This window comes from Actinophytocola sp. NPDC049390, from assembly GCF_044466355.1.
Classification (GTDB): Bacteria; Actinomycetota; Actinomycetes; order Mycobacteriales; family Pseudonocardiaceae; genus Actinophytocola.
Genome location: NZ_JBITMQ010000001.1, coordinates 1,367,141 through 1,382,120 on the forward strand (window position 1 = coordinate 1,367,141; position 14,980 = coordinate 1,382,120).

General features: G+C 70.4%; 9 protein-coding genes. 7 read left to right on the plus strand and 2 right to left on the minus strand.

Going from position 1 to position 14,980, the window contains the following annotated elements:
• Nucleotides 1-40: 40 nt before the first annotated feature.
• The gene (locus ACIBVP_RS06050; RefSeq protein WP_396104940.1) at nt 41-1,321 is read right to left on the minus strand and encodes an ATP-grasp domain-containing protein; all 1,281 of its coding nucleotides are present in this window, start codon (nt 1,319-1,321) and stop codon (nt 41-43) included.
• A gap of 674 nt (nt 1,322-1,995) precedes the next feature.
• Here ACIBVP_RS06050 and ACIBVP_RS06055 point away from each other — a divergent pair.
• From ACIBVP_RS06055 to ACIBVP_RS06070, 4 genes are all read left to right on the plus strand, one after another.
• On the plus strand, nt 1,996-4,236 hold the full coding sequence (locus ACIBVP_RS06055; RefSeq protein ID WP_396104941.1) for a glycosyl hydrolase family 18 protein: 2,241 nt from the start codon (nt 1,996-1,998) through the stop codon (nt 4,234-4,236).
• A 67-nt stretch (nt 4,237-4,303) separates the two neighbouring features.
• Nucleotides 4,304-4,816, plus strand: coding sequence for a SigE family RNA polymerase sigma factor (locus tag ACIBVP_RS06060; RefSeq protein ID WP_396104942.1), 513 nt, complete (start codon nt 4,304-4,306; stop codon nt 4,814-4,816).
• The gene (locus ACIBVP_RS06065; RefSeq protein WP_396104840.1) at nt 4,813-5,838 is read left to right on the plus strand and encodes a hypothetical protein; all 1,026 of its coding nucleotides are present in this window, start codon (nt 4,813-4,815) and stop codon (nt 5,836-5,838) included. Before ACIBVP_RS06060 ends, ACIBVP_RS06065 begins: the two co-directional genes overlap by 4 nt.
• Before the next feature lie 200 nt (nt 5,839-6,038).
• Complete coding sequence (locus ACIBVP_RS06070) at nt 6,039-7,658, plus strand: hypothetical protein (protein WP_396104841.1); 1,620 nt, start codon at nt 6,039-6,041, stop codon at nt 7,656-7,658.
• A 111-nt stretch (nt 7,659-7,769) separates the two neighbouring features.
• On the opposite strand, the gene ACIBVP_RS06075 is transcribed toward ACIBVP_RS06070, so the two are convergent.
• Complete coding sequence (locus ACIBVP_RS06075; RefSeq protein WP_396104842.1) at nt 7,770-9,008, minus strand: ATP-grasp domain-containing protein; 1,239 nt, start codon at nt 9,006-9,008, stop codon at nt 7,770-7,772.
• Nucleotides 9,009-9,250: 242 nt separating this feature from the next.
• Between ACIBVP_RS06075 and asnB the strand changes: the two genes are divergently transcribed.
• Genes asnB through ACIBVP_RS06090 form a run of 3 tightly spaced genes read left to right on the plus strand, consistent with a single transcriptional unit; the run spans nt 9,251 to nt 14,976 of the window.
• Complete coding sequence (gene asnB / locus ACIBVP_RS06080) at nt 9,251-11,125, plus strand: asparagine synthase (glutamine-hydrolyzing) (protein ID WP_396104843.1); 1,875 nt, start codon at nt 9,251-9,253, stop codon at nt 11,123-11,125.
• On the plus strand, nt 11,122-12,906 hold the full coding sequence (locus tag ACIBVP_RS06085) for a carbamoyltransferase (RefSeq protein WP_396104844.1): 1,785 nt from the start codon (nt 11,122-11,124) through the stop codon (nt 12,904-12,906). Before asnB ends, ACIBVP_RS06085 begins: the two co-directional genes overlap by 4 nt.
• Nucleotides 12,907-12,915: 9 nt before the next feature.
• A complete protein-coding gene (locus ACIBVP_RS06090) occupies nt 12,916-14,976 on the plus strand; it encodes a hypothetical protein (RefSeq protein WP_396104845.1) in 2,061 nt (686 codons plus the stop codon).
• Nucleotides 14,977-14,980: the final 4 nt, after the last annotated feature.

Consider the following 14,980-nt stretch of genomic DNA (forward strand, 5'->3'; position numbering starts at 1 on the left):
ACCGCGTCACGTCGTTGGCGGGCAAGGAATCGGCCGACTGTTACCTGGGCTCGACCTCGAACCGCACCAGTTTGTCGGCCACGGCGTAGATGTCCATGAGGTCCGCCTCGTCCTCGAACCCGGCGACGATGAGGTTGACCGCGAAGATCTCGTAGTCCTCGGTGATCAGGTCCCCGGGCGCGACGGACGTGACGACTCGGATGACGTCGGGCAGGTCGGCGACGTCGTCGAGGCCGTGCACCGCGCGCAGGCGGCCGGTGCCTTCCGGGAACAGGGTGAGGGTGGCGATGGGGATCGGCAGCTTCGGCTCGGTGCGGACGGCGGGGACGCCGCGGGCCAGTCCGATCACCTCGGCGGCGGTGTTCACACCGATGCGGAGGTCGTAGAGGGTGCCCATGATCTGCCCGGCGGGCCGGCAGTTGATCTCCACGACCGTCGGGCCGAGTACCTCGTCGACGATCACCTCCACGCACGCCACGGTGTTGTCGAGCCCGACCGCCAGCACCGCGTCGGTCACGGCCGCGCCGATGTCGCGCGCCATGGCGGGATCGAGGTCGGTGGGTGGGCAGACGAAGCCGCGCTCGAAGAACCGGTCGTCGACGAAGAACTTGTCCACCAGCGGGAGCAGCTCCACCTCCCCGTCGCGGATGATCAGGTCCACGGTGTATTCGTGGCCGCGCAGCATGCCCTCCACGAGAAACGTGGTGGTGGGGTCGATCGGGGTGCCGGTGCCGGTGAGCTGGGCGGTGTAGAGGTGCCGCAGTTGCGGGGTGTCCAGCAGCCGGTCCGCGATCACCCGGTAGGCGGTGGCGAGCTCCTCGACGGACGTCACCCGCTGGACCAGGTGGCTGCCGGCCCCGTTGACCGGCTTGATCACCGCGGGCAGCGGTACCGCGTCGGCGACGTCGGCGGCCTCGGCGGCATCGCCCATCAGGGCGAAGGGCGGAGTGGGCAGCCCGGCCGCGGCCATGGCCCGTCGGGTCGCGTACTTGTTGCGCGCGGCGGCGAGCCCCGCCGGTGGCGTGCGCCCGACGCCGAGCAACTCCGCGGCCAGCGCCGCGGCGACGACCGCACCGTCGGACGAGGAGTACAACGCGCTCAGCCGGTGCCCCGAGCTGATCTCCCGCGCGGCGGCGGCGAGGAGGCCGGGATCGGTCGGGTCGTCGACGACCACGAACCGGTCGACGAGACCGGCCAGCTCGGCCTGCTCGTCGCCGGTGACCGGCCCGCTGACCAGACCGGCAAGACAGCCCGCCGCACGGATCGTCGCCGCCGTCTGCGCCACCCACGTCGTTCCCACGTCCCGTACGACGACCACCATCTCCTGCACGGGCCCACTCTAGTTGTGGCCGGTCCACCGCGAGGGCGGTTCGACGCGGTGAGTGGTGATGTAGCACTCGCCGCCCTGCGACGACCGGACTCGTCCGCCCGACCGGAAAGGCCCGCTCTTCCAGCGGCATGAAGTGGCCGCCGCGTTCTGGCGTGTGCCAGAGACGGATGTCGGTGCATCCCCGTTCTGCGATCTCCCGTGGGAAGCCGGTCATGGCGGGTTCGGCGCTGACTGTGAAGGCGGCGGGCACGGTGATGTCGGGGCGGGTGCCCATGATGGCGCCGCAGCCACCGTCCGTCTTGTCGTAGATCTCCTCCGCGGTGAGGTATGCCTGCGGCATCTCCACGAAACTGCTTGGTCAGCCGTGGCTGAGCACGAGCGGCGCAGTCGTGACCGCAGATCGTCCAGCTCGGTGTCGGAGACATGGATACGAAATGTGGAGAACACAGGTGGACCTTCCGATGAGGAAGGGCGCTCCCCGCGGGCGTCTGCCAGAGTGCGTCTACAGTGGACCGATTCGAGTTCGCGGGCTGCGGGGGCGCGGCCGGGCAGGATGTTCCTGGATCGACCCAGAGGTCGTGTGGTCTAGACCTCTCAGGATCCGGCGGCTAGCGTCAATGGTCTGGACCTCCTTCCCCTGCAAAGGACCGGCCATGAGGCGCACCATGCTGCGGCTACTCAGTTCTGCCCTCTCCTTCCTTGTGGTGGCATCGGTTTCCGTCGCGGTGAGTCCGCCTGCGGCGGCCGCCGGCCCGCTCACCGCGACCTTCTCCGCAACCGGTTCCACCGGCTCGTACCAGGTCGCGAACTCCAGTTCGGCGGCTGTCGCCAACTGGTCCATCACCTTCCGGTTGCCCGCCGGTGTGACCGCGTCCACCGGCGAGCACGGCACCGTCACCCAGACGGGCACGGAGGTGACGCTCACGCCCGCGTACTACATCGCGACGCTGCAGCCGGGCCGGACCACCTATCCGTACAACCCGACCTTCCGGCTCAGCTCGCCCGCCACCCCGACGGCATGCCGGATCGCGGGCGCCAACTGCGACGGCTCGGCCGACACCGCGCCGAGCACGCCCGGCGAGCTTCGCGTCACGGTGACGACCACCAGGACGATCTCGTTGGCCTGGAACGCTTCCACGCCCGGGTCGCTGCCGGTCGCCGGCTACGACGTGCTGCGGGATGGTGCCGTGGCCGCCTCGGTCACCGGCACCACGGCCACCGTGACCGGCCTCAGCCCGAACACCACCTACAGCTTCACCGTCGTCGCCAGGGATACCAACGGTCTCGTGTCGGCACCGACGGCACCGCTCACGGCGCGCACCAACGACCCGGCCGACGACACCCAGCCGCCGTCGGCGCCGGGCGACCTGCGGTCCACCGGCAGCGACTCGGGCAGCGTGTCCCTCGCGTGGAACGCGGCCACCGACAACACCGGTGTGGTGGCCTACGACGTGTACCGGGGTGGCGTACTCGCCACGACCGTAACCGGTACCACGGCGCGGATCGAGGGGCTGTCGCCATCCACGTCCTACGCCTTCCTGGTCCGCGCGCGGGACGGTTACGACAACACGTCCGCGGCGAGCAACACGGTGACCGCCCGCACGGGTGACATCGTCGCCGGGTACGCGAAGGTCGGCTACTTCGTCCAGTGGGGGATCTACGGCCGCCAGTTCTTCGTGCGCGACCTCGACACGAACGGCGCCGCGGCGAAGCTCACCCACATCAACTACGCCTTCGGCAACATCGACCCGGTCAACCTGACCTGTCTGCAAGGCGTCACGAAAGGCACCACGCAGAACCCGCAGGACCCCAACCAGGGCGACGGCGCGGGTGACGCGGACGCCGACTACGGCAGGCCGATGAGCGCGGCGCAGTCCGTCGACGGCGTGGCGGACACCGGCTGGGAGAAGTTGCGCGGGAACTTCAACCAGCTCAGGAAGCTCAAGGCGAAGCACCCGCACCTGAAGATCCTGATCTCGCTGGGCGGGTGGACGTACTCCAAGTACTTCTCCGACGTGGCCGCCACCGACGCCGCACGCAAGAAGTTCGTCAGCTCGTGCCTCGACATCTACATCAAGGGCAACCTGCCGGTCTACAACGGCGCGGGCGGCCCCGGCAGCGCGGCGGGCATCTTCGACGGCATCGACCTCGACTGGGAGTGGCCGGGTGCGGAGGGCCACCCCGGAAACCATGTGCGCCCGGCCGACAAGGCGAACAACACCCTGCTGATCGCCGAGTTCCGTCGGCAGCTCGACGTGCTGGGCGCCACGCACGGCAAGCGTTACCAGCTCACCGCGTTCACCCCGGCCGATCCGGCGAAGATCGCCGCGGGATGGGAACTGGGGCCGGTCGCGCAGTACCTCGACATCTTGAACGTGCAGGGCTACGACTTCCACGGCAGCGGCAGCGACAACTCCTGGGAGCCGAACCGGACCGGGCACCAGGGCAACCTCCACGCGGACGTCGATGACCCGTACAGCACCAGGTTCAGTGTGGAGAACGCCGTGCAGGTCTACCTCGACGCCGGTGTCAGTCCACGGAAACTGACGGTGGGTCTGGCGTTCTACGGTCGTGGCTGGCAGGGCGTCGCCGACGGCGGGAAGCACGGTGAGTGGCAGCAGGCCACCGGTGCCGCGCCCGGTCAGTTCGCGGAGGAGGCAGGCACGCGGGGTTACGCCAACCTCGTAGCCTCGGTGCCGAACTGCGTCGTCCACCACGACGAGGCCGCCGTCGCGTCGTACTGCCACACGGGCAACGGCGGGCAGTGGTGGACCTTCGACGACGTGTGGTCGATTCAGCGGAAGACGGCCTGGATCAGGTCGAAGGGGCTGCTCGGCGCGATGGTGTGGGAGATGTCGGGCGACACCGGCACGCTCATGTCCGCGACGGACGCCGGGCTTCGGTGAAGGAGAACCGGGGGCGAGACGCCGGCGATGTCTCAACAACTCCGGGGGGTACCGGCGTTTGCATGGTGTGGATTTCGAGGAGTTCCTGCGAGGGCAGTTGCCGGGGCTGGTTCGGTTCGCGGCGGTGCTGACCGCGGACACGCATCTCGCCCAGGACCTGACCCAGGACGCGTTGGTGCGGGCGCATGCGCGCTGGGGACGGATCGGGCGGATGGACCGGCCTGACCTGTACCTGCGGCGAATGATCGCCAACGGGTACCTGTCATGGCGTCGGCGATGGGCGGTGCGGTCCGTTCACCCGGTGGCCGACACCGGCGAGCTCGACCGCTCCACCGTGCCCGACCCGGCCGTGCGACTGGCCGACCAGGACGAGGTGACCCGGATGCTGGCCACCTTGACCCGGCGGCAGCGGGTGGTCGTGGTGCTGCGGTTCTACGAGGGACGCGGTGACGAGGAGATCGCCGAAATCCTCGGTTGCGCCGCGGGCACCGTGCGCAGCCACGTGTCCCGCGCACTGGCGGGGCTTCGGGAACGGGCCGGGGTCGAACGCCCCGTCAGCCAGGAGGTATTCGAGACATGATCGACACAGGTTCCGTCGAGCGCGCGCTCGGCTCGTTGGAGCGGTTGGCCCCGGACGAGGGTGCGGTGCTGGCCGGGTTCCGGCAGCGAGTCGCCCTGCGGCGGCGACGCCGACAGGTGGCCGGCGTGGTGGGGGTGGCCGGGACGGCGACCGCCGTGGCCGTGGGTGTCGTGTTCGCCCTGCCCGACCGCGGCACCGACCGGGGCGGCACGCCGACGGTCTCGGCGGCGTCCCCGCCGGCGTCACCCTCGCCTCCGTCGTCGAAGGCCGAGACCGTCCTTCCCGCGCCCGAGCTTCCGTTCACGGTGGCCTGGCTGCCGCCCGGTTACACCCTGGCCAGGTGGGACGTGAGCGACGCCGGCACCTACGCCTACTACGAGGCTGAACCGGACGCGCGGACGGGAACGACCCCGACCATCATGGTGGGGGCGAGCACGGCGCGCCCCGAGGATCCGGGCGGGGCGGTCGCCGAGCCAACGACCATCGGCGGGCACCCCGGCGTGCTTCAGCGGATGACGATCGGTACCCAGTTCATGTGGCAGTTCCCCGGCGGGCCGTGGGTCGTGGTCGGCACCCGGGACGAGATGTCGGAGGACCAGCTCCGGCGGGTGGCCGAGAGCGTGGCGCGTCGGCCAACCTCGTTGGCGGTCGCGGTGGGGCTGACCCGGTTGCCCGACGGCTATCGGTTGGCCCGTTCGTCGGACCAGGGCGCCGAGTCGGTCATGCTGACGCTGTGCCGTGAGGGAGTCGACCCGATGGGGCCGGTCGGCGACCAGTGCCTCGACGTCCGGGTGATGGACGGCACCGCACCGACCGAGCTGCCGAACCGCGACGGCACCAAGATGGACACGGCGCCGCTCGACCGGGAGAAGGTCGTGGACGGCGTGCTGACACGGGCCACGGCGGACGGGAAGACCGTCGTCGCCCAGGTCGGGGAGGAGCACTGGGTCGAGGTCTCCACCATTGCGGGGGACACGTCCCTCCTCCGCTCCGTGGCCGCGGCGACCGTCGTCACGCCGTGAGTGATGGGGCGTCCTGGGGGCGCCCCATCACAACGTGCTCCGGGACCACGAGCGTCTACTGACCGACAGGAGTTGCCCTCACCGTCAAGGCGACACACGTTTGTAGGGTGACTATCACGTTGATCACCCTATGTCACGATGGAGCGGTGTTACGTCCACGAAGTGATGACGGGCAGCTGCTGAACGCGCATTTTTCGGTAGTGCGAGACGGCCTATACCTGAGCCTGTTTCTGGAGAGCGCGGGAGGCCGGAGCGCGGAGGTTGGCCGCTCCCGCAACGACGACTACGTGCCGGCGTTGCGGCTGCTGTTGGCCAGGCTGCGGGACGTCGAGGCGGTGGTGGTGGCCGCGATGGTCGCGTCCGCCCGCCTGGCCGACCTGCCCGAGAACGAACGGGCGCTGCTGGACGGGCCCGTCGACCTCGCCGACGTGCCGGATGTCGAGGAACTGCGGCTGCGGATCACGCGTGCTCAAGGCCGGGTAGGGCTGCCCACTGGTGCGACGAAGGACGGCAACAATCGCAAGCGGCTCCAGCTGCGGCTTGCGGTGCCCGGCTATGGCCCCGACTCCGTCGATCGCCTGGCGGAGTACATCGCCGATCCGGTCGTGGCGCCGCCGCTCGACGGCGGTGTCGCGCTCACCGTCGACGGACTGCTGACCGAGGTCGGGCAGTTGAAGCAACACAGGACGCCGGACGGCCGCGCCAGCCTGCACAAGCCTCTCGCCCTGTTGTGGATGGCGGACCGCGTTGCCGCAGGTGGGACACGCCTCGTCGTCTGGCCCGAATTTCGTCGCGGTTTCGGCGAGTTCCTCCGCGAGTTCGCGCCCGCTACCTCGCGCACCACCCCGGAGTACCCGTTCTGGCACCTGGGCAGCTCTCAACTCCTGTGGGAGGTCCACGGTGTCACGGACGTGCCCAGGGCGGCTGACCGCACCGCGGCCGCGGGCCTCACCCGGCAGGCTGCTGTCCTGTTGCGCGACGAGGCGGTCCGCAGCAGGGTGATCGACCTGGTGGTTGACCGCTACCTGTCCGGTTACCTCCGGGGTCGGCCCCTACGGGCCCGGGACGTGCTGCGGCCACTGGTCGGCGTGCAGATCAGCACCGTGAGCGGACAACCGAACATGGTCCTGGCGATGAACGGCGACACTGTCACCGTGCGCACGAAGCAGTCACCGGAAGGGCAGCCGGTGCCCCTCGTGGAGGTGCAGAACGGCCTCGACCTGCTCGTCGGGAAGCGCAGTGTCAGGGTCAACGTCGAGGAACTCGGCTACCGCAGTGCTTTCGTCGGCGCTGTGCTTGCGACCCTCCCAACCGCGCGGGTATCCATGAACCCGGCCACGATCACCCTCGGTGGGAGCGAGGTTGCCGACCCGTCCGTCGACGCCACGGACGCTGTGGCCGAGGTGAAGATCCGCAAGGAGCAGGCACGGCTGCGCACGCTGCTCGCCGGTGGCCGCGACGTCGCACCGTGCGCACTCTGCGGTGACGAATACCCGATCGAGTTCCTGGTCGCCGCCCATGTCAAACGCCGCGCCGTATGCACCGACGGTGAACGCCACGATCTGCACAACGTCGCAATGCTGGCCTGCAGCTTCGGCTGCGACATCCTGTACGAAACCGGCTGGATCACGGTCGACTCGACCGGACGGGTCCGCACTGCCCCGCTGGACGGCGTCCCCGAAGCGTTCCGTGACCGGACCGCCGCGTTGACCGGTCGACCGTGCCGGGCCCACCACGCGGACTCCGAGCCGTACTTCGCGTGGCACCGGACCTCCATATTCCGCGGAGCACCCCTACCCGCAGGCGACGAACTCGGGTGACACAATCGGAGTGAAGGTCAACGAGCACCGGTGCGCGCGCGTGCGCCCTTGACCAAGGTCAAGAAGTGCTTGGCGAGCAGTTACAAAGCCCACGATGGTGCACGCCAGCGGTCAGCTCGCCACGTCGTAGCCGAACCGGTCGGACAGGTCCAGCTCCTCGCGCAGCGCGGCGAACTCCGCGTTGGCGCGGTCGCGGTCCTCGGCGACCTGGTCCACCACGAAGTTGATCCGCGCCGCGTACTCCGTCGCGGCGCGGACCGCCTCGTCGGCGGTCGCGCGGTGCACCACCAGGTAACCGGCGCGGTCGAGGGACCAGCGCAGCGGCGGTACCCGGTCGCCGACCGCGTAGTTGAGGTGGAACTCGCGCACGTCGGGCAGCCTCCGGATCTCGTCGGCGCCGACGATCTCGCGCACGATTCCCGGCGGGGCCTCGAAGAAGCGCACCGCCGTCGCGCCGTCGGCCTCGGGACTGGCCGGCAGCTCGTCGATGACCCCCGCGCACCACCCGGCCGTCAGGTGTTCGATGTCCTGCCCGTACACCAGCTCCACCATCTGGTTGATCCGGTCGCCGCCGCGGCGGTTGTGGCCCTCGACGACCTTCGGGCCGTCGGCGGTCAGTTTGACCTCGGTGTGCGACGGGCCCTCGGTCAGGCCGACGGCATCGAGGAACTGGTTCACCACCGCCACGACAGCGGCCTGGTCGGCCGCGGAGACGGCGGCAGGGATCGAATGCCCCATCTCGACGAAGCCACGCCCGACGAGCTTGTCCGTCATGGCGAGCAGCACGTGCCTGCCGTGGAAGGTGAAGCACTCCACGCTGATCTCGCGCCCGTCGAGGTACTGTTCCATCAGGAACGCGGGCAGACCGAGCCCGTTGAGCCGGTCGTGCACCGGATCCAGCTCGGCCGCGTCGTGGACCAGGAACACGCCGAAGCTCGCGGTTCCGGCCAGCGGTTTGACGATGAACGGGAAGCCGTGCGTCTCGGCGAAGGCCGTGAGGTCGGCGCGGGTGGTGCCCATCTCGGCGCCGACCACGCTGACGCCACGTGCGTTGAGCAGCCTGCGCATCGACCACTTGTCGGTCAGGAGTCCGACGGTCGCGGGAGTGACGCCGGGCAGCTGGAGGGCCTCGTTGATCCGTGCGGCGGGCAACAGCGCGGACTCCGTGATCGCCATCGCGCCCGCGAACGGCCTGGCGGCGTGCAGCGCCCTCGCGAGGTCCACCGCCTTGTCGACGTCCTCGTAGTCGAGCACGACGGTGGTACCGGCCCGGGCGTGCTGAATCGGTGAGAACTCGGCGGGTTTCTGGAAGTGGACAACGTCAAGGCCGAGCCGTTCGGCCTTGAGCAATAGTGACTCTTTGCCGCCTACTACCAGAATTCGTCCTGCGCTGCGCATTGGTCCGTGCCTCCATTGCTCGGGTTGTGCTCGAAGCCTGCTCGGGACACCTCGAAGCCCGCTCGAAGACGAGCGGAGAGTGCTGGACGAGGGCGTGTCCGCCTGTGAAGTTCGAATTCGGAAACCCTGCGGCCGGCGTCAGAGAAATTCAATCACCAGGCGCACTGAATACCATCGGGAGAGGACGACAATTCGTGTGTGGATTGTCTGGATTCGTCACCGCGGAACGTGATTCCGGCCATTTTGAATCCACCGTCGACGCAATGTTGAAGCAACTCACCCACCGCGGTCCGGACGACACCGGTCGCCATATCGAGGACGGCGTGGCGTTCGGGTTCGCCCGGCTCGCGATCGTCGACGTCGACGCGGGCAGCCAGCCGGTGCACAGCGAGGACGGCAACGTCGTCGCGATGACCACCGGCGAGATCTACAACCACAAGGTGCTGCGGGACCGGCTCGCCGCGCGCGGCCACGTGTTCCACAGCCGCTGCGACGTCGATGTGGTGCCACACCTGTACGAGGAGTACGGGCTCGACTTCGTCGACCACCTCGACGGCCAGTTCGCGGTGATCGTCTGGGACCGGAAGCGCAGGCTGCTCGTGGGTGCCAGGGACCACTTCGGGGTGGTGCCGCTGTTCTACACCTTCGTCGACGACACCCTCGTGTTCGGCTCGGAGATCAAGGCGCTGCTCGCCCACCCCGCGGTGCGGGCCGAGGTGGATCCCGTCGGGCTCGACCAAGTGCTGACCCTGCCGGGCCTCGTCAGCCCGCGCACCATGTTCCGCGGCGTGCGCAGCGTGCCGCCGGGCACCATGTTCGTCCAGCGCGCGGGCGCGAAACCCGAGGAGCACCAGTACTGGGACCTCACCTACCCCCGGGTGGACGAGCCCGCCGACCGGGAGAGCGACCGGTACTACGCGGAGCGGCTAGAGGACCTGCTCATCGGTGCGGTCGAGAAGCGGCTGCAGTCCGACGTCGGGGTCGGCCTGTACCTCAGCGGTGGCCTCGACTCCTCGCTCGTCGGCGCGATCATGCGACATCTCATGCCCGAGGCGTCGATCCCCTCGTTCTCCGCGGCGTTCGCGGAACGGGAGCTGTCCGAGGTCGACCACCAGCGTCTGATGGGCCGGGCCCTGCAGACCGAGCACCACGAGCGCTTCATGCACGGGGGGCTGATCGCGGAGCGGCTCGCCGACGTGGTGTGGCACTGCGAGTGCCCGCTGAAGGAGTCGTTCAACACGGCCGCGTTCTCGCTGTCGGAGCTGGTGCGGGATCGCGGCACCCGGGTCGTGCTCACCGGGCAGGGCGCCGACGAACTGCTCGGCGGCTACATCGGCTACCGCTTCGACCGCGTCCGTGGCGATCGCCTCGCCGGGCTCGACGAGACCGCACTGCGCGAGGCGGAACTGCGCTCGCGGTTGTGGGGTGACGAGAACTTCTTCTACGAGGGCGACGACGTCGCGTTCCGCGCCACCAAACGATGGCTCTACGCCGACGGGCTGCTCGGCGACGAACCTGACATCGACTGTCTCGACCACCCCCTGCTGGACCGGCGGCGCGTGGTCGGGCTCGACGACCTGCACCGCCGCTCGTACATCGACCTCAAAGTCCGGCTCGCCGACCACCTCCTCGGCGACCACGGCGACCGGATGGCGTTCGCGCACTCGGTGGAGTCGCGCCACCCGTTCCTGGACCGCGAGCTGGTGGAGTTCCTCGCCACCGTGCCGGTCGACCTGAAGCTGCACGACCTCGAGGAGAAGTACCTGCTCAAACAGGTGGCCCGCGACTGGATCCCGCGCTCGATCGTCGACCGGGAGAAGTTCGGGTTCACCGCCCCGGGCAGTCCGCACCTGGTGCGGCAGGGCGACGACGCCATCGACGCGCTGCTCGACCCGGATCGGATCCGGGCCGACGGCTTCTTCGATCCGGACGCCGTCGCGCGGCTCACCCGTCAGTACGCGGAACCCGGATTCCGGATCAACGTCCCGTTCGAGAAGGACCTGCTGATGACCGTGCTGACGTTCTCCATGTTCCTCGACGCGTTCGACCTGCCGCGGCGGGGCCGGTGACCGCCCACCGGCCGGACGGTCCGGTCGTCGTCGGCATCTCCGCCCACTTCCACGACTCGGCGTGCGCCGTCCTCGTCGGCGGCCGGCTCGTCGCCGCGGCGCACGAGGAGCGGTTCACCCGCGTCAAGCAGGACCCCGGGATGCCGAGGGCGGCGTTCCGCGCGTGCCTGCGCCAGGCCGGCCTCACGGTCGCCGACGTGGACTGCGTCGCCTACTACGAGGACCCGGTGAAGAAGCTGGACCGCCAGCTGTGGATGGCGCTTCCGCACCTGCCCGACATCCGCCCGGACGCGTTCTTCCGGCTCGACGCGGACCGGCCACGCCGCGAGATCCGCGAGGTGCTCGGGTTCGACGGCCGCGTCGAGATCGTCGACCACCACCTGTCCCACGCGGCCAGTGCGTACTACTACTCCGGGTTCGCCGACGCCGCCGTGCTGACGGTCGACGCGGTCGGCGAGTGGGCCACGACGACCTGGGGTCGCGGTACGGAGGACGAACTGGACCTGGTCGCGGAGGTCCAGTTCCCGCACTCGCTCGGCCTGCTCTACAGCACCCTCACCGGCCACCTCGGTTTCGAGGTCAACGAGGGCGAGTACAAGGTGATGGGCCTCGCGCCCTACGGCGAGCCGCGCTTCGCCGACGCGGTGCGGCAGCTGATCGACGTGGCCGCCGACGGCACGTTCACCCTCGACCTCGCCTACTTCGACTTCCGCAACCCGGCAGGTATGGGCACCCCGAAGCTCGCCGACCTGCTCGGCGTCGCGCCGAGGGTCCCCGAGTCCGAGATCGAGCAGGTGCACTGCGACCTCGCGCGCAGCCTGCAGGTGGTGACCGAGGAGACCCTGCTCGCCTTGGTGGACCGGGCCAAGCGGCTCACACCGAGTGACAACCTCTGCATGGCGGGCGGCGTCGCGCTCAACGTCGTCGCGGTGCGCCGGATCGTCGAGGAGGGGCCGTTCTCCGACGTCTTCGTCCAACCGGCGGCCGGTGACGCGGGCGGCAGCCTCGGCGCCGCGGCGGTCGCGCACCAACGCCTGACCGGGCGCAGGCCGACACCGGCCAGGATGCGCTCCGCCCTGCTCGGACCCGCACACCCGGCCGACGAGGTCGCACGACTTCTCGAGGCGGCGGGCCGGGACGGCTTCCTGGACTTCCGGGGCCGCGAGCCCGAGCTGCTCGACGCCGTGGCCGACCGGCTCGCCGCCGGGAAGGTCGTCGGCTGGTTCCACGGCCGGATGGAGTTCGGCCCGCGCGCACTCGGTAGCCGGTCGATCCTCGCCGACCCGCGCGGCGCCGACACCCGGGACCGGATCAACGCGGTGGTGAAGCTGCGGGAGGCGTTCCGGCCGTTCGCGCCCGCCGTGCTGGCCGAGCGGGCCGAGGAACACTTCCGGCTCGACCACGAGTCGCCGTTCATGCTGGAGACCTGCGAGGTCGTCTCTCCGCTCGACCTGCCCGCGATCACGCACGTCGACGGGTCGGCGCGCGTCCAGACCGTCACCGAGGCCGCCAACGGCCGCTTCTACCGGCTGATCCGGGCGTTCGACGAACGCACCGACTGCCCGCTGGTGCTGAACACGTCGTTCAACCTGCGGGGCGAGCCGATCGTGCACACGCCGGTGGACGCGATGCTGTGTTTCCTGCGTTCGGCCATCGACTGCCTCGTCCTCGAGGACTTCGTGATCGACAGAGGGACCGTGCCCGAGTCGTGGCTGACCTGGTTCGAGGGCACGGTGCCGCCCCGGTCCACGGTCAGCGACACCGTCTACACCCTCCTCTAGGAGCGAGCGATGACACCGACCACAGCACCGACGGCGAGCGAGCCGGATCGCCGGTACACCAGAAGGCTCAGCGAGCTGTTCGCCTCCGGGCAGGGCACCCTCGCGCTCGCCATGCTGCAGAAGCTCCGTGCGAGTACGGGGGCCGCGGCGCCTGCTCCCGTCCTGCCCAGGCCGGACGGGAGCACCGTCGGGATCTGGCGGCGGAACGACGGCGAGGACGGCGACTACGTACGAGCCACCGACCTGCGTCCGGACTGGCGGTACTGGGCCGACGTCGACCGGTTGCCGCTGCGGACCGGGCGGCGTCGGGTCGCCCTGCTCGGGGAGTCCGCCGCTCGGGGCTACTTCTACGACCCGGCCACCACGTGCGCGAGCCTGCTGGAGGACTGCCTGCGCCGCCTGGACGGGCTCGCCGACGTGGACGTGCTCGACCTGGCCAGGACCAACGCGACGCAGGCGGACCTGACGCGCACGCTGCTCGAGGTGGCCGGGCTGGAGCCGGACGCGCTGGTCGTGTTCGCCGGCAACAACTGGAACAACGTCGACCTCAACCCCGATCAGCTGCAGCAGCTCGCCGACGCGGTGCGCACCGGTGGTTACGCGGCCGGGCAGCGGGTGTTCCAGGGGTACGTCGTCGCGGCGGCCGGCCGGCTGGTCGACACCATCGCCGCGGTCGGGCAGGTCGTCGGCGCGCCGGTGGTGCTCGTCGTGCCGGAGTTCAACCTCGCCGACTGGCGCGACGAACGCTCGCTCGTCTGCCCGGTGCTGCCCGGGTCCACCCAGCGGGACTGGCTGACCGCGCGGGAACGGGCCCGGGCCGCGACGGACCCCGCGGCGGCGGCACAGGCGGCGGCCGAGATGATCCGACTCGACGGCGGAACCAGCCCGGTGAGCCAACTGCTGCTCGCCGACGCGCTCGCCGACACCGACCCGGTCGCGTCGGCGGCGGCGCGGGTCGCCGCGAAGGACGCCGCGGTCGGGATCTTCGCGCCGCACTCGCCGCGCGCGCTCACCGCGGTGCAGCAGGAGATGCGCCGCAAGGCGGACGAGCACGGTTTCGCCGTCGTCGACCTCGCCACGGAGCTGCGCGCCGCTGCGGGCGGCGCGACGCCGGGACGGCGATTCTTCCTCGACTACTGCCATCTGAGTGCCGAAGGGCTGACCAGGTTGGCGGCGGGCACCGCGAACGCGTTGGCCCCGTTGCTCGGCGGCACGCCGGCCGAGGTCGCTGAGCTGTGCGCGGCCGTGCCGCCACCCGCGCGGGCGCACGCGGCCACCGCGCATTTCCTCGCCGCGGTGCACAACGCCCACTACGGGCAGTCCGCCGAGATCGTCACCCACCACCTGGCCCGCGCCCTGGAGCTGGACGGCGGTGTCGGCGAGCGGCTGCGGGAGTACCTCGACTACCAGACGAGGACCGCGCCGCACTGGATGTGCGCGAGCTACGAGCGGGCCGCCGCCGTTCCGGAGCTCGCCAGGTACCTGGAGGTCGCCGACACCCGGCTCAGCAGCAAGCTCGCCGACCACGAGCTGCGCGAGGCGGCCGTGCGCCTGCTCGCCGACGCGGGCACCGACGTCGCGGACTGGTACGAGGAGCTGCTGGTCGCCGAGCACGCGCGGCCCGAAGTGGACCTGCTCGCCGACGCCAACCGCGCGACGACGTTCCGGGAACGCCTCGGCCACACGCCGGGCGGGCCGAGGTCCTATCTCGTCGCGTACGACCTGGACAGCGAGTTCCACCTGGTGCTGGCGCGGCCCCAGGACGGCCTCCTGACCGCGACGTGGCGGTTGCCCGACGGCGAACCCGCGACCGGCACGGTCGAGGTGTTCGTCAACGACGCCGCCGTCGGCGCGGTGGAGCTCGGCGGCGGCTGGACCACGACCCGGCTCGACCTGCCGGCCCGGCTGTTGCGCCGCGGCCGCAACGTGGTGCGCCTGCGTTGGCCGCTGCGTGCGCTGCCCGGCGACGAGCTGCTCGCCGCGGCCGCGGAGTGCCTCGAGCGGGGGGCGTTGCCGGACAGCCTGCCGGGGCACGGCCACGTCTTCGCCCTCACCGTCGAGGGTGTGTGATCGG

What these genes read in the sequence shown, in the direction of transcription:
- ACIBVP_RS06050 (WP_396104940.1), bottom strand. Translation starts at nt 1,321, where the DNA reads ATGGTGGTCGTCGTACGGGACGTGGGAACGACGTGGGTGGCGCAGACG.
- ACIBVP_RS06055 (WP_396104941.1), top strand. Translation starts at nt 1,996, where the DNA reads ATGCTGCGGCTACTCAGTTCTGCCCTCTCCTTCCTTGTGGTGGCATCG.
- ACIBVP_RS06065 (WP_396104840.1), top strand. Translation starts at nt 4,813, where the DNA reads ATGATCGACACAGGTTCCGTCGAGCGCGCGCTCGGCTCGTTGGAGCGG.
- ACIBVP_RS06090 (WP_396104845.1), top strand. Translation starts at nt 12,916, where the DNA reads ATGACACCGACCACAGCACCGACGGCGAGCGAGCCGGATCGCCGGTAC.